This window comes from Rosettibacter sp. KY25, from assembly GCF_057554405.1.
Window position 1 is genome coordinate 112,380 of record NZ_BAAJAO010000005.1, and the last position, 19,357, is coordinate 131,736.

General features: G+C 32.9%; 14 protein-coding genes. All 14 read left to right on the top strand.

Features of this window, described 5'->3' with window-relative positions; all coding sequences use genetic code 11:
* The first annotated feature begins 145 nt into the window (after positions 1-145).
* The 14 genes from dnaE (at position 146) to AC27L2_RS04955 (ending at position 19,355) form a co-directional block, all read left to right on the top strand.
* A complete protein-coding gene (gene dnaE, locus AC27L2_RS04890) occupies positions 146-3,601 on the top strand; it encodes a DNA polymerase III subunit alpha (protein WP_487210570.1) in 3,456 nt (1,151 codons plus the stop codon).
* 226 nt (positions 3,602-3,827) lie between these two features.
* Positions 3,828-4,661: an enoyl-ACP reductase FabI gene (locus tag AC27L2_RS04895; RefSeq protein WP_487210571.1), complete on the top strand. Its 834-nt coding sequence runs from the start codon at positions 3,828-3,830 to the stop codon at positions 4,659-4,661.
* A gap of 26 nt (positions 4,662-4,687) precedes the next feature.
* Positions 4,688-5,833 carry an acyl-CoA dehydrogenase family protein gene (locus AC27L2_RS04900; RefSeq protein WP_487210572.1) on the top strand — a complete coding sequence of 382 codons (1,146 nt, stop codon included), beginning with the start codon at positions 4,688-4,690 and terminating at the stop codon, positions 5,831-5,833.
* Positions 5,834-5,858: 25 nt separating this feature from the next.
* Positions 5,859-6,179: a thioredoxin gene (gene trxA, locus AC27L2_RS04905; RefSeq protein WP_487210573.1), complete on the top strand. Its 321-nt coding sequence runs from the start codon at positions 5,859-5,861 to the stop codon at positions 6,177-6,179.
* Between the two features lie 364 nt (positions 6,180-6,543).
* Entirely contained in the window at positions 6,544-9,543 is a 3,000-nt protein-coding gene (locus tag AC27L2_RS04910) for a TonB-dependent receptor (protein WP_487210574.1), read from the top strand.
* Between the two features lie 32 nt (positions 9,544-9,575).
* Complete coding sequence (locus AC27L2_RS04915; protein WP_487210575.1) at positions 9,576-12,881, top strand: T9SS type A sorting domain-containing protein; 3,306 nt, start codon at positions 9,576-9,578, stop codon at positions 12,879-12,881.
* 21 nt (positions 12,882-12,902) lie between these two features.
* Positions 12,903-13,925 (top strand): PorV/PorQ family protein, encoded by a 1,023-nt coding sequence (locus AC27L2_RS04920; protein WP_487210576.1) that lies wholly within the window; start codon positions 12,903-12,905, stop codon positions 13,923-13,925.
* 270 nt (positions 13,926-14,195) lie between these two features.
* Positions 14,196-15,569 carry a GWxTD domain-containing protein gene (locus tag AC27L2_RS04925; protein ID WP_487210577.1) on the top strand — a complete coding sequence of 458 codons (1,374 nt, stop codon included), beginning with the start codon at positions 14,196-14,198 and terminating at the stop codon, positions 15,567-15,569.
* Positions 15,542-16,447 carry a lysophospholipid acyltransferase family protein gene (locus AC27L2_RS04930; protein WP_487210578.1) on the top strand — a complete coding sequence of 302 codons (906 nt, stop codon included), beginning with the start codon at positions 15,542-15,544 and terminating at the stop codon, positions 16,445-16,447. Before AC27L2_RS04925 ends, AC27L2_RS04930 begins: the two co-directional genes overlap by 28 nt.
* On the top strand, positions 16,435-17,481 hold the full coding sequence (locus tag AC27L2_RS04935; RefSeq protein WP_487210579.1) for a glycosyltransferase family 9 protein: 1,047 nt from the start codon (positions 16,435-16,437) through the stop codon (positions 17,479-17,481). Before AC27L2_RS04930 ends, AC27L2_RS04935 begins: the two co-directional genes overlap by 13 nt.
* 34 nt (positions 17,482-17,515) lie before the next feature.
* Positions 17,516-18,355 carry a M23 family metallopeptidase gene (locus AC27L2_RS04940; RefSeq protein WP_487210580.1) on the top strand — a complete coding sequence of 280 codons (840 nt, stop codon included), beginning with the start codon at positions 17,516-17,518 and terminating at the stop codon, positions 18,353-18,355.
* 8 nt (positions 18,356-18,363) lie between these two features.
* On the top strand, positions 18,364-18,735 hold the full coding sequence (locus AC27L2_RS04945) for a bactofilin family protein (protein ID WP_487210581.1): 372 nt from the start codon (positions 18,364-18,366) through the stop codon (positions 18,733-18,735).
* On the top strand, positions 18,728-18,985 hold the full coding sequence (locus AC27L2_RS04950) for an AtpZ/AtpI family protein (RefSeq protein ID WP_487210582.1): 258 nt from the start codon (positions 18,728-18,730) through the stop codon (positions 18,983-18,985). Before AC27L2_RS04945 ends, AC27L2_RS04950 begins: the two co-directional genes overlap by 8 nt.
* Positions 18,969-19,355, top strand: a complete 387-nt coding sequence (locus AC27L2_RS04955) for an ATP synthase subunit I (protein ID WP_487210583.1) — start codon at positions 18,969-18,971, stop codon at positions 19,353-19,355. Before AC27L2_RS04950 ends, AC27L2_RS04955 begins: the two co-directional genes overlap by 17 nt.
* Positions 19,356-19,357 lie beyond the last annotated feature (2 nt).

Here is a 19,357-nt window from a genome sequence, read left to right on the forward strand (position 1 = left end):
ATTTCAAAAATAAAAATTGTCTTTCTGTTTGCATGAGGAGAAGAAGAATCTCTATTTTATAATTGATATTCTTTATTGTTTGAAAAATTCAGTTATTATTTAATAAAAAGCTTCTCAATCAATATTCAATTAAAGGTAAATTGAAATGTCAGATTTTATACATCTACATAATCATTCACATTATAGTTTGCAGGATGCTGCGTGCACAGTTGAAGATTTAGTTTTAGCTGCTAAGAAAAATGATATGCACGCAGTTGCACTAACTGATCACGGAGTAATGTTTGGTGTTCTTCAATTTTATAAAAAAGCAAAAGCAGAAGGAATTAAACCAATTATTGGAATGGAGGCTTATGTTGATTTTGAAAAAAGCAGATTTGAAAAAGTAACTGATTCTGAAAATGGTAAAAGAAAATCAAAACACTACAGCCATCTTGTCCTTCTTGCTAAAAATGAAATTGGTTACAAAAACTTAATGAAAATTTCTACAATTGGCCATACAGAAGGATTTTATTACAAACCACGAATTGACCTTGAAATTCTTACTAAATATAAAGAAGGATTGATTTGCACATCTGCTTGTCCTGCAGGACCAATTTCCACACAATTAATTAATGACAAATGGGACAAAGCAAAAGAAATTGCAATCAAGCTGAAAGAATTGTTTGGTGATGATTTCTATCTTGAAATTCAAGACCATGGAATGGAAGTTGAGAAACCAATTCTTGCTGGAATGCCAAAACTTGCAAAAGAATTGAACATTAAACTTGTTGCAACTAATGACATTCATTACATTGAAAAAGACCATTCAATTGCTCATAACATTTTACTTCTACTTGGAGATAAATCTGGAAATGCAGACTACCATGATTTAAGATATGGAACAGACCAGATTTATTTTAAAAGTGCTGAAGAGATGAAAAAACTTTTCAAGAATTATAAAGGTGCAATTGAAAATACACTTGAGATAGAAGAGAAAATAAATTTAACACTCGATTTCAAAGGTCATCATTTCCCAATTTTTCCATTGCCGGATAAAACAAAAACACTTGAAGAGTATCTTGTTCAATTAGCTTATGAAAGATTAGAAAAAAGATTTAAGAAAGTTACTCCGGAAATTGAAGAACGACTTAAGTATGAACTTGATGTTATCAATCAAATGGGTTATGCTGGATATTTTCTGATTGTTCAGGATTTTATAAATGCTTCAAAGAAAAAAGGAATTCCAGTTGGTCCAGGTCGAGGCAGTGCTGCTGGAAGTCTTGTTGCTTATGTTCTTGGAATTACAAATGTAAATCCACTTGAATACAATTTACTCTTCGAAAGATTTTTGAATCCAGCAAGAAAATCGATGCCAGATATTGATGTTGATTTTGCAGATGATAAAAGAGAAGAAGTAATAAATTATGTTAAAGAAAAATATGGCGAAAATTCAGTTGCACAAATTATTACATTTAACAGATTATCATCCCGTCAGGTCATTCGAGATGTTGCAAGAGTTCTCAAAATACCAATTCCTCAAGTTGATAACATTACAAAATGGATTCCTTCAAAATTTGGAAGAGTCTATACAATTGATCAGGCATTAGAAGAAGTTCCTGAACTTCAGTGGATTAAAAAATCTGATGACCCGGTAATTAAAGAACTTATCAAGTATGCAAGAATACTTGAAGGAATGAATCGAAATGCATCAAAACATGCTGCGGGAGTTGTAATTACTCCAGGTGATGTTAGCGATTTTGTTCCTCTTGCAATTTATGGTGAACAAGGAGAAACTGCTACTGTAACTCAATTCAATATGAAAGACCTCGAAGAATCTGGTATTTTGAAGATGGACTTTCTTGGTCTTGATACTCTTTCAATTATTCGAGATACAATTGAACTTGTTAAAGAAACTCGAGGAGAAACAATTGATATCGAAAATATTCCTGTTGATGACCCAAAAACTTATGAACTTTTTGCAAAAGGTCAGACAACAGCAGTATTCCAGTTTGAATCCGCTCCAATGCGTGAATACCTGAAGAAACTTAAGCCTACGAGCATTAAAGATCTTGCTGCAATGAATGCTCTTTATCGTCCAGGTCCTATGGATTTTATTGATGATTTTATTGCTCGCAAGCATGGTAGAAAAGAAATTACTTACTTGCATCCAGTTCTTGAACCAATCTTAAAAGAAACTTATGGAATTATTGTTTATCAGGAACAAGTAATTCAGATTGCAAATAAAGTTGCAGGAATGTCTCTTGCCGAAGCTGATTTGCTCAGAAGAGCAATGGGAAAAAAAGATTTGAAAGCAATGCAGGAACAACGAGAAAAATTTATAAAAGGAGCAGAACAAAATAATATTGATGCTAAAATTGCAGGAGAAATTTTTGATGCAATCGACAAATTTGCTAACTATGGTTTTAATAAAAGTCATGCGGTTGCATACAGTATTCTTGCATATCAAACTGCTTATCTCAAAGCTCATTATCTTGAAGAATTTTTAGCAGCAAATCTTTCGAATAAATTTGATAACACAGACAAAGTTACAATTCTACTCGAAGAATGCAGAAAACTTGGTGTTAAAGTTCAACCGCCTGATATTAATCATCCAACTGTAAAATTTCAGGTTAAGGATAATAAAATAATTTTTGGAATGGCAGCAATTAAAAATGTAGGCATTCAAGCAGTCGAAGAAATTCAAAGAGCTCATGATGAATTAGGAAGAGATTTTAAAAGTATCTATGATTTCTGTGCGAATGTTGACACAAGAATTGTGAACAAACGTGCACTTGAAGGACTTGTGCTTGCAGGTGCACTTGACTCATGCGGAGGAACAAGAGCTCAAAATTATGCTGCTATTGAAGAAGCTCTTGAATTTGGAAGTAAAATTAAAGCAGCAAAAGAATCTCATGCCGACAGCCTTTTTGCAATCAATACAGAAGAATTTCATTACGAAGAACCTACCCTTCCAGATGTTAGACCATGGGATGCGCGTGAACTCCTTGCAAAAGAAAGAGAAGTCCTTGGATTTTATTTGAGTGACCATCCATTAAGAAAATACGAAATTGAATATAATTCATTTGCAACTGTCCATCTTGGAGATTCAGAAACATTTAACTTCAACGAAACAGTTCGTGCTTGCGGTGTTGTGACTGATGTTACTCATAAAATGGATAAGAACGGAAATAAAATGGCTTTCTTTAAACTCGATGATTTTTCCGGTTCATGTGACTGTTTGATGTTTTCAAAAACATTTAAAGATTTCGGCGAACTTATTTTCCCAGAATCAACAATTATGGTTAAAGGAAAACTTGAAAGTAGCGGCGATACAGTTAAACTTCATGTAGACGAAGCTTATCCTTTAAGTGATGTTAGAAAAAAATTTACAAAACGACTTGGAATTATTTTGGATTCTTCATTCCATCATCCAGAATTAATTGACAAAATTCAGCAATTAATGTTACAATTTGAAGGAAGCATTCCTGTTCTCTTATGCGTGAAAGAAAATGGAACAACAAGAGATTTTGCAATTGATTATCGAATAAGTCTTGTTGATGATTTTATTGAAAAGCTGAAAGAATTAATTGGCGAAGAAAATATTATTTATTTTGTCAGCTAATTTTTATGAAAATGATTCCATCTATAAAAAATCAGAACAACATCAAATGAACTCTTTTATTTCTTTTAGTAAACTATTTTGATTCTGAATAAAATTTATGTTGTTGCAAAAAATTATTCATTACACATTTCATTAAAACAAAATTCCATTAATAAAAACATAAGCATTTGATTTGTTTTTTCTATTTCTTAAGTTTGCAAACACTTAAAAAAATAAGGAAGAATCAATGGAAAAAAAGTGGGCATTAATATTAGGTGCATCAAGCGGATTTGGCGGAGCTTCTGCAATTGAACTTTCAAAGCATGGTTATAATATTTTTGGAGTTCATCTTGACCGCCAGGCAACAATGCCACAAGTTCATCAAATAATTAAAAAAATAGAAAAGAACGGTCAACAAGCAGTTTATTTTAATATCAATGCAGCTGACCAGATTAAAATAAATGATACACTCGACGAAATAAAAGAAAGATTTGCTGCTTCAAAAGAACATTCCAAAGTTAATGTATTGATTCATTCACTTGCATTTGGAACACTCAAACCTTTCATTTCAAAAAATCCTGATGAATGTGTAACTCCAGCACAAATGACTATGACACTTGAAGTGATGGCTCATTCTTTAGTTTATTGGACTCAAGGATTAGTATTTAGAGATTTGCTTGCTCATGGTGGAAGAATCTTTGCACTTACAAGTGCAGGTTCACATACAGTTATTCCAAATTATGGAGCAGTATCTGCAGCCAAAGCTGCGCTCGAAGCTCACATTCGTCAACTTGCTGTTGAACTCGGTTCGATGAGAGTAACCTGCAATGCAATTATGGCTGGTGTAACAGATACACCTGCAGGAAGAAAAATTCCAATGTTCGATAAAATGCTTCAAGCTGCACAATTTAAAAACCCTCAAGGCAGACTTACAACACCTGAAGATATCGCAAAAGCAATCGTAGCATTGTGCGATGAAAAATGTGACTGGATTTCCGGCAATGTGATTGGTGTGGATGGTGGCGAATATATTGTAAATTTTATAGGTGAAAAAGCTCATCTTGCCTTCAAGACGGATTGACAATCCAACAAAACAGGTATAAATAAATGAACGAGTTCACCTTCACAGAAGAACAAAAAATGCTTCGCGAAACTGTTCGCGATTTTGTTAACAATGAAATTAAACCAATTGCATCAAAAATTGATGAAGAAGAAAAAATTCCTGATGAACTAATTAAGAAATTAGCTGAACTTGGATTTCTTGGCGTTGCATTTCCAGAAGAATATGGCGGTGGGGGATTTGGAGAAGTTGGCTATTGCATTATGCAGGAAGAAATTGCAAGAGGCTGTATGTCAACTGCAACTTTCATTGGTGCTCATCAATCAATTGGTGCTAATGCAATTTATATTGGTGGTAACGAAGAACAAAAGAAAAAATTTCTTACGCCTCTTGCAAAAGGAGAAAAAATCGGTGCATTCTGTTTAACTGAAGCACAAGCAGGTTCAGATTCATTTAATGTAAAAACAAAAGCAGAACTTGATGGAAATGAATGGGTTCTTAATGGTGAAAAACTCTGGATAACAAACGGCGGCATTGCTGATATTGTTACTGTGTTTGCAAGAACATCAAAAGGAATCAGCGCATTCATTGTTGAAACTGATACTCCTGGTTTTCATGCCGGACCTCCAGAAAAGAAAATGGGAATTAAAGGAAGCACAACCAATCCTATTACATTTGATAATGTAAGAATTCCTAAAGAAAATTTATTAGGCAAAGAAGGGCGTGGATTTATATTGGCTATGAAAACACTTGATGCAGGAAGATTAGGATTGGGTGCAGCTTGTCTTGGTGCAGCAAAAGAACTTTTAGAACTTTCCACTCGTTATGCAAAGCAACGAAAACAATTTGACCAAACAATTTCTAATTTTCAAGCAGTTCAATTTATGCTGGCAGAAATGGCAATGATGATTTATAACATGGAATCAATAGTGTATAGAACAGCAGTAGATTACGATTTAGGAAAAGATATATCTCATCAATCTGCTATAGTAAAATTATACTGTTCTGAATCTTTGGATAAAATTGCAGATTATGCAGTTCAAATTCATGGCGGGATGGGTTATTCACGCGAATTGCCAATAGAAAGATTTTATCGTGATTCCCGCATCAATAGAATTTTTGAAGGGACAAATGAAATTCAAAAAGGAATTATTGCGAGAGAAGTTATAAAGAAAAATGGAGTTTTATTTTAAAAATAGAAAGGAGTAAAATTATATCATGAAACCATTTACATTTACAGACAGCAATTTTGATCAGGAAGCACTTCAATCAAATATACCAGTAATTGTTGATTTCTGGGCAGCATGGTGTGGCCCTTGTAGAATGATTGCACCAATAATTGAAGAATTAGCAGATGAATATGAAGGAAAAATTAAAGTTGGAAAACTTGATGTTGATGAAAATCAAAATATTGCAATTAGATATGGTGTAAGAAGTATTCCAACTGTATTATTTATTAAAGATGGAAAAGTAGTCGACCAGATTATAGGTGCTGTTCCTAAAAGTGTATTTACAGAAAAGATACAGAAAATTTTATAATAGGTTAAAAACAAGTTAAATGAAAGAAAAAAGTAATTTTTTATTTTTTTTATACTTGACAAAACCAATAAGTGGTATTATTTTTTTATTGAAAAACAAAAGATTTTGAACTATACTGTTGTTGATAAAAATAAACACAAACTAAATTGGCAGATTGAGCGGCAAATAAAATGGGCAATATTTTTTTGGGGAGTGAATTTAATCGATTGTCCTTCGAAAGTTTAGAATTAGCTAAACACAATAATTCTAAAATAACTAATTACAATATCTCACAAAGATAGGAGGTAATTATTGTTTTTTATTTACAAATTTTATCCTTTCAATAACCCTTTCTTAATTAAAATAACAAGCTAAGGAGTAAAGTATGCATCGAAGAATTTTTTACTTTTTGCTATTGCTTGCTCTTTTTCCTGCATTAATTTCTGCGGGAACAAAGGGTAGAATTAAAGGGAAGGTAGTCGATTTGCAAACCGGTGAACCCTTGATTGGTGCTAACATAATTGTACTTGGCACCACAACAGGTGCAGCATCGGATGCAAATGGCGAATATGTCCTTCAAAACCTTGACCCAGGTGTTTATACGGTTCGTGCTTCTTATCTGGGATATCAATCAATAACAATTTCAAATGTGAGAGTAAATGCTGACTTAACAACCTCACTTGATTTCCAGCTTCCAAGCGAAGAAATTCAAGTAGGAACAGTTGAAATAGTTGCACAAAAGCCTCTCATCCAAAAAGACAACACTAATGCAGTTCGAATTACAACAAGCGAAGATATACAGGCATTACCTGTTCGTGGTGTAAATAACATCGTAAGTTTAACTGCAGGTGTTGTTTTACAAAATGGAAATATCTTTATTCGTGGCGGTCGTTTTGACGAAGTAGGTTACTACCTCGAAGGCGTTTCAATTAAAAACCCAATTACTGGTAATAGAGGTGTAACAATTTCACAAGATGCTCTCGAAGAAATTCAAGTTCAAGCTGGTGGTTATACAGCTGAATTTGGTGGAGCTAATGCTGGTATTATTCGTCAATCATTTAAATCTGGTGGAACTCAGCTGAAAGCAAGTTATGAGTATATCACAGATAACATAACATTCAAGAGCAAAGATGATGCTTTTGATGGAAAGAAACGTCTCGGTGCATACTGGTGGGGTTATAATGAACAAAGTGCTGTATTAAGTGGTCCTCTGTTCGATAACAGAGTAAAATTCTTTGCAAATGTAAATTATGTTTATAACAGAGACCCAAATCCACAGCCTAATCCAGGTGTAAATTTGGGTATACTTACAGATAACATAACACATGATACAATTAATTTTGTTTATCCTGCTGGTCCACAAAAAGGTGTTCAGGAACAATACTTCACTTATACAGGAACACTGAATTTTGACTTAAAACCTGTCCTTGTAAGATTATCTGGAACTTATACAACATATAATTCTGATGTTGTATCAGGGGCTCCAATTTTTAATATATTACAAACACGCAGAGGAAGAAACGAACAGACTAACGGTGCATTCAACCTTAAAGTAACTCATGTTCTTAGCGGTTCAATGTTTTATGAATTGTCTGCTGGCTATTACTTCGCAAACAGCGAAACTTATACTCCAGGACTTGGTTCTAACTACTGGGTTTATGGAGACAGCGTAGCCAATGCTGAAGTTGGCTGGACAATTCCAAGAACTGCAGCTGATATTGCAAATGGTGTATATGGCAGATATGTCAGCCCAACTCAGGCAAGTATTATGGGATTCACGTTTAATAGAAATGGTTCAATTCCTACAGGATATGGCAAAAATGATAGAAAAGGATTAACATTAAATGGTTCTCTTTCATTCCTACTTGGTAAACATCATTCATTCAAACTTGGTGGTGAATATCAACAATATATTTTGAGAAACTGGGGTTTGCGTTCTCAAACAAGTTTAGCTGCTTCTTTGCACAACTGGCTTGTTGCTCATCCAAATGCAACTGAAGCTGAAATAAATGCTGCTAAACGCCAATTCATTTTAACAAGAGGTGTTAATAATTATGGTTATGATGTTTTTGGTAATGAAACTGATGAAGGTTTCTTTGATGCTCCTCATAAACCAGTTTTTGCAGCTGCTTATATTCAAGATAAAATTGAATATGAAGACCTTGTAATCAATGCAGGCTTAAGATTTGATTACATTGATATTGACAATCTTACATTTGTTGACCCAACAAAACCTGACCTTGCAATTAATCCTCAAACTGGTGAATTATACGAAGCTGGCTGGAAAAAAGTACCAACATTTAGTGCTATTAGTCCTCGTTTAGGATTTTCATTCCCTGTAACTGATAAAACTGTATTCCATGCACAATTTGGTAAATTTGTTCAACAGCCTGCTTTAAATACAGCTTATCTTGGTTATTATGAATTAGCATGGGAAATTAAAGGTGGATACTTTATTTCAAGACCAGCTGGTTCAGATATTAGACCAACAAGAACAACTCAATATGAATTAGGATTTACTCAACAGTTGACTGATTTTATGTCATTAGACATTACTGGTTATTATAAAGACATAAAAGATCAGGTACAATTTGTAAATCAACCAGTTGTTAGAACATCAGCATTCCAAAATTATAACATTTTAGCTAATGGCGATTATGCAACTACAAAAGGTGTTGAAATTACACTTAATATGAGAAGATATGAAAGATTAGCTGTTAATGCTTCATTGTCATTCCAAGATGCAAGAGGAACTGGTTCAAATCCATATTCAAATAGTGGTGTTGTTGGTGCTCCTCTTGATGGAGTTACTATATTTGTTCCAAAATACATTAGTCCACTTCAGTTCAATCAGGCATTAAGAGGAAATGTAAATATTGATTATCGATTTGGTCCAAATGATGGTCCTGCTATTTTACATGATTTTGGTGTATCAATGCTTGCTATGTTTAATAGCGGTCATCCATACACAAGAGGTTTTGGCGCTCTTAATGCAGAAACTGATGCACGTTTCAGACAGCCACTTGAAGCATTAAATTCATCTACTACTCCTGCAGAATTCCAAGTTGATTTACGTATCGATAAAACATTCAGACTCTTCGATAGATTATCAATGAATGTTTATGTATATGTAATCAACTTATTCGACAGAAAGAATGTTCGAAATGTATTCCTAAGAACCGGGTCACCTGACGATGATGGTGTAATTTACAATCCAGAATTATCACAACAGTTAATTTCAACATACGGCGACCAGTATATTAATCTCTATAGAGCAATTAATATTGATTATCAACAAGGTTATGGTGGTGTTCCTAATGCTGCTACTAATTTGTTATATGGACCACCTCGTCAGATAAGACTTGGTGTTAGATTGGAATACTAATTATAGTTTTGAAAAAATAACAGGAGTAAAAAATGAAAATAAAGTTATTCAGATATTTAAGTTTAGCGCTAATCCTAATAGCGTTTACTACAATGGCTCTTGCTAAAGGTGGTGGAAATAAATCCGCCAGACTTAATAAGAGTCTTGGTGAGCCAGTTTATACCAAAATTAACATTAATAATATTTCTACATGGATTAAAAATGATGGTGAAACTGACATAAATCAAAATGGAAACTCAGGTTTTGTATTTCCAAAAGGAAGTAATAAAACTGCAGTTTTCCAATCAGGATTTCTCTGGGGTGGAAGAGTTGATGGTCAGTTTAGAGTTGGTGGCTCTGTTTATCGTCAAGGAACTGTTCCAGGTAGGATTTTACCAAATGGTAAACCTGCAGATCCAAAAGACCCTGATGTTAGAATTTACAGAGTAAGAAGAGATTATAAAGATGGTGATTTAAATGCTGAATTAGCTGATGGTGATGGACCAACAATTGAGGCTATTCGAGCACAATATGAAAAAGACTGGAATGAATGGCCAGCTGATCAAGGTGCCCCATTTGAAGATGTTAATGGCAACGGTAAATATGAACCTGCTATTGATATTCCAGGTGTTCCTGGGGCAGACCAAACTGTATGGTTTGTATGTAATGATTTAGACCCTGCTCAAACAGACTATATGTATGGTTCTTTACCAATGGGCATTGAAGAACAAGTCACAGTTTGGGCTTATAAATCTACTGGTGCTTTAGGTAATATGATATTCAGAAAATTTATAATTATTAACAAAAATCCAGAACAAAAGCCGTTTACTGAAATGTATGTTTCAATGTGGAGTGACATTGATGACGGTGATGCAGGTGATGATTTTGCAGGCTGCGATACAACACTAAGTTTGGGCTATTGCTACAATGCAAATGCTACAGATGCTGTATACAATCCACTTCCGCCTCCAGCAGTTGGTTTTGACTTCTTCCAAGGACCAATCATACCTGGCGATGCTCATGATAAAGCAATCTATAAAGGAAAATATGTTCAAGGGAAGAAAAATCTTCCAATGACTGCATTCTATTTCTTTATAAATGGTGATCCAGTATACCGTGACCCAGTTCAGGGTGTATATGAAACTGGCACACTTCAGTGGTATAATTTATTTAGAGGAAGAATTTCTACAAGTGGAGACCCATTTGTTGATCCTACAACAGGTCAACCAACAAAATTCTGTTTAGCTGGCGACCCAATAACAGGAACAGGTTGGCTTGATGGTATGCTGCATCCACCAGGTGATAGAAGAATAGGTATGGCTTCAGGTCCATTTGAAATGGCTTATGGTGATACCCAGGAAGTTGTAGTTGCTGAAATAGCTGCTGGTGCAATTCCAGGTGTAGATAGACTTGGAGCTATTCAGTTATTAAAATTCTATGACTTACAAGCACAATTAGCTTACGATAACTTCTTTAATGTTCCAAAAGCGCCGCCAGCTCCTGTTGTTTCAGTTGCTGAAATGGACAAAGAAGTTATCCTCTCATGGGGAAGTGACCCTGCAAAAGTTAATGCTACAGAATCTTATTCACAGGGTGGCTTTGAATTTGAAGGTTATTGTGTATATCAACTGCCTTCAAGAACTGCCCAAGCAAGCGAAGCAAAACTAATTGCAACTTTTGATAAAGTCGATGGAGTTCTTAAGATTAGTGACTTGGAATTTGATGCAACAGCAGGAGTTGTTCAAAGCAAGGTTGTTAAATTTGGTACAGATTCAGGAATTAAACGTTATATTAGTATTAAGACAGATGCATTTAAGGGCGGATTACCTTTGAATAACGGCAGCAAATATTATTTTGCTGTAACTGCATATGCATATAATCCAGACCCTAATGCAGTTCCAAAAGTTCTTGAAAATCCTCTTGAAGTAATAGAAGTTACACCTCAAACACCTAAACCTGGTGTAAGGTATGAAGCATCATTAGGTAAAGAAATAGTTGCAACACATAAATCAGGTTTCAGTGATGGTAAGGTTACAGCTTATGTTGTTGACCCAACCAAAGTAACTGGTCATAAATACGAAGTAAGCTTTGCTGAAGATGGATGGATACTTAAAGACCTTACTGCTTCCAAAACACTATTAACAGGCCAAACCAATCAAAATGCAGATGACCTTTCTCCAATGGTTGATGGTATGTTAATTAAAGTTGCTGGTGCTCCAAACGACTTTAAAGATTTCTTAGTAACTGCTAATGCGAATGGTCCACTTAATCCACCAGAATATGGTGCATTTGCATTTAACAATAGTGGATTTCCACATCCATCAACTGGTGATAGACCAACTGCAAGACAACAGGTTCGTGGTGGTCTGTGGGGAATTCATACAGGCAATATAGATGATGCATCATTCAGTTATGAATTCTTTGTATCAAGAGTTACTCAAGGTGGAGCTCGCTGGCCAAGAATAATTCCAAATGATTTTGAAATTAGATTTAAACCAGGTAAAGCATTCTTATATCCTGGAAGTGATTATGGTGGTCATGGTAAATTAGTTGATGTTCCATTCCAGCTATGGAATGTTGGAACAAAACCAGATGCAAGCGATGATGTTCGTTACTTCCCATACATACTCGATGAAAATGAAAATGGTGTATTTGATTTGTCGGGTGTAGACCATCCTATTTCTGGTGGAGATAATGACCCTGAAACAGATTGGTTCTATTGGGTAATTCCAAAAGATAAGACACCTGGTGAAAGTGGTTATAATGCAATAGTAAATAAAATACAGACAGATGGCGATGCAAATCATCAGTATCTGGATCCAACAATTATGAGTGGAGATGCAATCCGCCGCATGGTACTTGTTAATTGGAATGGTGGAAGTGTATCAGCTGCAAACTGGCCTAATAATGTCAACAGCCCAATGCCAGAAGAAGGTACAGTCTTTAAGATAATTACTACTAAACCAAATCAGCCAGGTTCTGATGTATTTGAATTCACAGCTCCTTCAGTTACTGTAAGTACTGATCTTGCTAAAGAAGATGTTGAACAAATCAATGTTTTCCCAAATCCATATTATGGTGTTAATCCTCAAGAAATAAATAAATATCAACGATTTGTTACATTCACACATTTACCGCAAAAAGCAACTATCAGAATATTTAACTTAGCAGGTCAGCTTGTAAGAACAATAAGAAAAGATTCTCCTGAACAATTCCAGAGATGGGATCTCAACAACGAAAGTGATTTACCTGTTGCAAGCGGTATCTATATCGTTCATGTTGATATGCCAGATTTGGGAAAAACAAAGATTCTTAAAGTAGCTATCATTCAAGAACAACAAGTTCTTGATAGATTCTAAAAAATTGAAGGAGACTGAAAAATGAAAAAAATAAATTTAATTGCAATTGCACTATTACTTACCGTAAGCAGTTTATTTGCAGGCGGTGGCAGCCGTAATGGTACTGCAGGTGCTACTGAATTATTGGTACCAGTTGGTGCTCGCGGTATATCGATGGCTGGAGCTACACTTGTTGGTGCTACCGGCGTCGAAGCTTTGTATTGGAACCCGGCTAACCTTGTTCGTGGTGAATTCAATACAAATGTTATGTTTTCTCATATGAATTACATTGCAGATATCAGCGTTGATTATGGTGCAGTTTCTACTAACATCGAAGGATTTGGCGCTTTAGGTTTTACAATTAAATCAATTGGTATTGGTGATATCCCTGTTACAACGGTTGTTAATCCTGATGGTACAGGCCAAACTTTCAGACCATCATTCATTACTGTTGGAATGACTTATTCCAGAATGTTGAGTGATCGAATTTCTGTTGGTGTTACTGCAAATATTATTTCTGAAAGAATTGAGCTTGTATCTTCTACTGGTATTGCATTTAATATGGGTATTGCTTACAAAAATCTTGCTAATGTTGATGGTTTAAGCTTTGCAGTTGTATTGAAAAACATTGGACCTCAAATGAAATATGACGGTAGCGGTCTTAATGTAAAAGCAATTTCAACTGACTTAGCAAGACCAACTCAATATTACAAGATCGATGCTGCATCATTTGAATTGCCTTCAACGCTTGAACTTGGCTTGGGATATAATTTCCAGTTCAGTGAATCAAATGCATTAATGATTAATGGTGTATTCCAGAACAGCAATTTCTATGGTGATGAATATAGATTTGGTGCTGAATATGGCTACAACAATACATTCTTCATCCGCGGCGGTTATATGTTTATGCCAGAACTTGACAGCGACAGCAATGTATTTGGATTGACTGCTGGTTTTGGTATTAACTATAACTTAGGCGGTGTAGGTGTAAAATTAGATTATGCATATCGCCAAGCTAAGTATTTTGAAGCAAATCATGTATTTACAATTTCGTTAGGTTTGTAATATTTTTATCAAGATTTACGAAGCCCTCTATAAAGAGGGCTTCTTTTTTTTAAAGAAATTTTTTTATCAATATGTGGAAAATAATAGGACACAGAGAATAACAGATTAATCAAATTAACTCTGCGAAAAATTATGAACCAATACTGATAAATCTTAAAGTCAAATTCCTAAAACTTTTTTACAATTGTGACATTTTTAGGCTGTTGATTATGTTTTTTCAAATCATTAAATATGTTACCAAAAATTTGTTTGAACATAGGAGATGAATTAATGAGAACTATTTCAGTATTAGTTTTTGTGATTGCTTTATCAACTATCATTAAAGCTCAAGCAGAATTAGGTTTTGAATTTGATTACGCACGATTCAAATACGATACAACTTCTGTTTACATGGAATTTTATTATGATTTAAATACCAGCAACATGAAAATTAAAAAATCTGATTCCGGCACTTTGAAAGAAGCTATTGTTCATATTGAGATGAAAAATGAAGATGCTGATACTTTTTTTATATTCAAAGATTGGAAAATTACACATCCAGTAAATGAAAATGCTGAAGAAAAAGATAGAACTTATACTGGTGTTCTGGGATTTGTTGTCCCAAAAGGAAATTATTCATTGCTTGTTAAAGCTTATGACAGCAGCAATCCTGATTTTAACAAAGTTATAAGAGAAAAAGTAGTAATTAATCCATTCAAGGATGATAAATATTCAATCAGTGATATTCAAATTGCATCAAACATTAAAAAAGATGGAGCAGACCCAAAATCAATTTTTTATAAAAATACGCTCGAAGTTATTCCAAATCCTTCAATGATTTATGTAGATAGAATGCCAGTTCTGTTTTATTATGCTGAACTTTATAATCTTAAACTTGATGACCCCAACAATGATTTCAGACTACATAAAGTTCTTTTTAATAGTATTGGAAAGAAAGTTTATGAACAAACAAAAACAGTTAAACAAAACCAAAATGCTTTTGTTGAGATTGGAACAATAAACTTATCAAAAATGCCAACGGATTCTTATAACCTTGTTCTAAGTTTGGTAGATAATAAAACAAATCAAGCTTACATTTCTACAAAAAGATTTTATTATTACAACACAAAATATATTGATACAGCTTCTACAGGAAATTTAGCAAAGGGAGTATTAGGAAGTGAATTTGCCGTTTATGATAATGCAGAATGTGATAAAATGTTTTCAGAGATAAAATATATTGCTACACAAAGAGAAATTGAACAATATAAAAGTATTGATTCATTAAATGCCAAAAGAGAATTTTTATATAACTTCTGGAAAAAAAGAGACCCAGACCCATCAACTCCTATTAATGAATTTAAAGAAGATTATATGAAAAGAGTTGAATATGCAAACAGAAATTTTGGAATTTATACTAAAGAAGGTTATTTAACAGATAGAGGAAGAGTTTATTTAATATATGGCGAACCAGATCAAAGAGATTTCTATCCAAGTGAATCAAATATGAAACCATACGAAATTTGGTTCTATAATCAAATTGAAGGCGGCGTTACTTTTATTTTTGGTGATGTAACAGGATTTGGAAATTACGAACTTCTTCATTCTACAAAGAGAGGGGAAGTTAGAGATGATAATTGGCAGAGAAGATTAACAACTCAATAATTATGCTCGATAAGAATAAAATCGAATATTTTCTCTTTCGTTTTTTTAATAAGATTCTTTTAGCATTAGGACTGAATAAATCCCGTAAGCTTGCAAGACATATTGGTACATTCTTTTACTATTTTATTCCAATTAGAAAAAAAACTGTAATAAGCAATCTTAAAAGTGCTTTTCCAGAAAAATCTCTAAAAGAAATTAAAAGCATTGCAAAGAAGAATTATCAGAGTATTTCTATTACATTTTGTGAATTAATGCTTTTGCCTTCATTGAAGTTAAGTGAAATTAAATCTCAAGTTTGGTTTGATAATCTGGATTTAATTCGAAATAAAATTTCAAACGGCAAAGGATTAATTCTTTTAACAGGTCATTTTGGCAACTGGGAAATTTTAGTATCGTCAATTGTTTCTTACATTGATGCAAAATATCATGTGCTTGTAAAACCTCAAAGAAATGAATACATAACCCGATGGCTAAGAAATACAAGAAGCATTGGTAATACAAATGTTATTGAAGTAGGAATTTCTGTAAAAGAAATTATTAAAGCACTAAAAGCAGGAGAAGTAGTTTTGATTGCAGGCGACCAGAGAGGTCCTTATGAAGGTAAAAGATTTCAGTTTTTTAATCGTCAAACTGCTCTTTTTACAGGAACAGCTTCCATAGCACTTAAAACAAACTGTAATGTTTTGCTTGTTGTAATAGTAAGACAGCCGGATTATAAGTATAAAGCTTATGTTGAAGAACTAAATTTTAAGGAACTTCCAGAGGATAATGAAAAAAAATCTATTGAATTAACTCAGCGTTATATTTCATTTCTTGAAAAATATGTAAGAGAAAATCCTGAGCAGTATTTCTGGATGCATAAGTTATGGAAATACTAAATCACAAAGATAAAATTTTAGTTATCCAGACTGCCTTTCCTGGTGATGCAATTCTTACTTTACCAATGATTCAAAAACTGAAAGAAAAATATTCTGAAAGCTTGATAGATGTTTTGTGTATCCCTTCAACAAAAGAAATTTTTTTGAGTTCTCCAGCAGTTGATAATGTAATCGTTTATGATAAGAAAGATAAACAAAAATCTTTTAGTGATTTCTTAATGATGATTAGAAAAGTAAGAGCTGAAAATTATTCAAGAATATTTTCACCTCATCGATCATTTAGGTCCTCAATAATAGTTTGGTTTTCAAAATGTAAAGAGACTTATGGCTTTGATAATGCATCACTTAGTTTTATTTATAAATACAAAATACATTATGAAAAAAACAAACACGAAGTTGAAAGAAATCTCAATTTAATAAAGTTTGATACCTCAAATAGTAATTGGAGAATATTTCCAACAATAAAGTTTACTGATGAAATTGAAAACAAAATTGAAAATCTGATTCAATCAATTGATAAAAAAATTATTGCGGTTGCTCCGGGTTCAGTATGGAATACAAAAATTTATCCAGAAGAATATTACAAATTAATTGTTGATTATCTTATATATCGAAATTATTATATAATTTTTATTGGTGGGAAAGAAGATAAAATACTTTGTGAAAGATTAAATAATAAGTTTGCAGAAAATACTTTATCGCTTGCAGGCAAACTCAGCATAATTGAAACAATAACATTATTGAAGAAATGTTCTTTGCTGATTTGCAACGACAGCGCTCCAACACACATGGCGATGGCAGCACAAATTCCTGTTTTAACAATTTATTGTTCAACTGTCCCTGAATTTGGATTTTATCCTTATAGCTCAATAAGTGATTTTATTTCTTATGATGGATTAAAATGTAAGCCCTGCGGTATTCATGGACATAAAAAATGTCCAATTAATACATTTGATTGTGGTTATTTGCTAACTCCAGATATGGTAATTGAAAAAGTTAATAATCTCCTGAGTGCCAAGAAAAAAAGCGTATAAATTCATATATTTGATGCACAATCACGGATGAAAAATGAAATTTTTCAACTTAGATACGATTAAGAAAATATTTGTAGTTATTACACCAAACATTCCTGATTCGAGTACAAAGACTTATAAATTCAGTTTTTTTAGAAGCATTGGTTATATCTTAATTTATACTTTGATTTCTTGGCTTGTATTAATTTTTATTCTTTCAGTAACACCGTTAAAAGATTTTCTTTTTGTTCTTGATAATCAAGAATTAATAGCCCAAAGAAAAAAAATAAATGAACTTCAAGAAAAAGTAAGAATATTAACTAACGAGCTTGAAGATATTTCTTCAACTAATGAAAAAATAAAATACACACTAAAACTTGCTCACAGAGATTCTTCTGATACATCAAAATCAATTTATGATACACTAAGAAAAAAAATTACAAAGAAAATTAATCTTGGTGGAAATCTTTTCCTTGCAATTAAAGATTTATTTACGAAATTAAACAATGAAAAAATAAATTCAGACTCACTAATTTTTCTTGCCCCTGCAACTGGAATTTTAACAAAAGAATTTAATCCAGAGCTTGGTCATCTTGGTGTTGATTATGGACTTAAAATTGGTTCTCCAGTTTATGCTTCTGCAGGAGGATTAGTAATCTTTGCTGATTATACTGTTGATTATGGATATACAATAATTATTCAGCATGATTATGGTTATGTTACAATGTATAAACATTGTTCATCGCTTTTGAAAAAGCCGCAGGACTTTGTTAGACAAGGAGAATTAATAGCTTTAAGTGGAAATTCTGGCAAAAAAAGTACTGGTCCTCATCTTCATTTTGAAATATGGCATATGGGCAAACCTGTTAATCCAGAAAAATTAATAATAAAATAGGAGGAGCTATGGCATCAAAAAAAGATTCTCATGAAGAAGAAGTAAGTATAATCAGCAGCGGTGTAAAAATAGAAGGGAATTTAAGCAGCGAAGGAAATGTTAGAATTGATGGAATTGTAATTGGCAACCTCACAATTAATGGAAATTTAACTATAGGAGATTCATCTGAAATTTTTGGAGAAATAAAAGCTCGTAATGTAACTACTAATGGAAAAGTTGAAGGTAAAATAATTGCTTCAGAAAAATTGAAATTAGAACCAAAGTCTGTAATTAAAGGTGATTTAATAACAAAAACATTAATAATAGAAGAAGGAGCTATTTTTGAAGGGCACAGTTCAATGAATGGTGCTCAATCTTCAGTTCAAAAAGAAAATGGCTGAATTAGGAAAATATCCAGGAAAATTTTCTGAAACTTACAGGAACATTAGTCCTTATCTTGGATTAGGCACCCAGCTTGCCGCAACAATAATATTAATGTTCTTTTTGGGGAGATGGCTCGATGAAGTATTTAATACAAGTCCCATCTTAATGATAATTTTTTCTTTCATTGGCTGCTTTGCAGCTGTTTATAATTTTATTAAAACTGTGTTGAACTTAAACAAGAAAAATAAACTTGATAAAACAAATTAAACTTTCTGCCGGAATTATAATTTTTGTTAATGCGATAATAATTCTTTTATCCTATTTTGAAATCTTATCAAAATCTCAGGTTAAATCATTAATTTTTGCATGTATAATTTCGATTATTAATTACATTATTTTTTTGTTTTTATTTAATAAATCAATTAAAAAAGAAAATAAAAAGTTTATTGAGATTAATTTAGGAGGTATGGTTTTAAGGATTTTACTTATGCTTGCCTTAATTTTTATTACATTAAAATTCTTGAAAGTTGACAAATATGAGTTTATATTTGCTCTCTTAATATGGTATATTTTGTTACTTATATTCGAAATAAATATAGTACGATTAGAAAAAACTGCTAAAAACTCTATAAAGTGAAT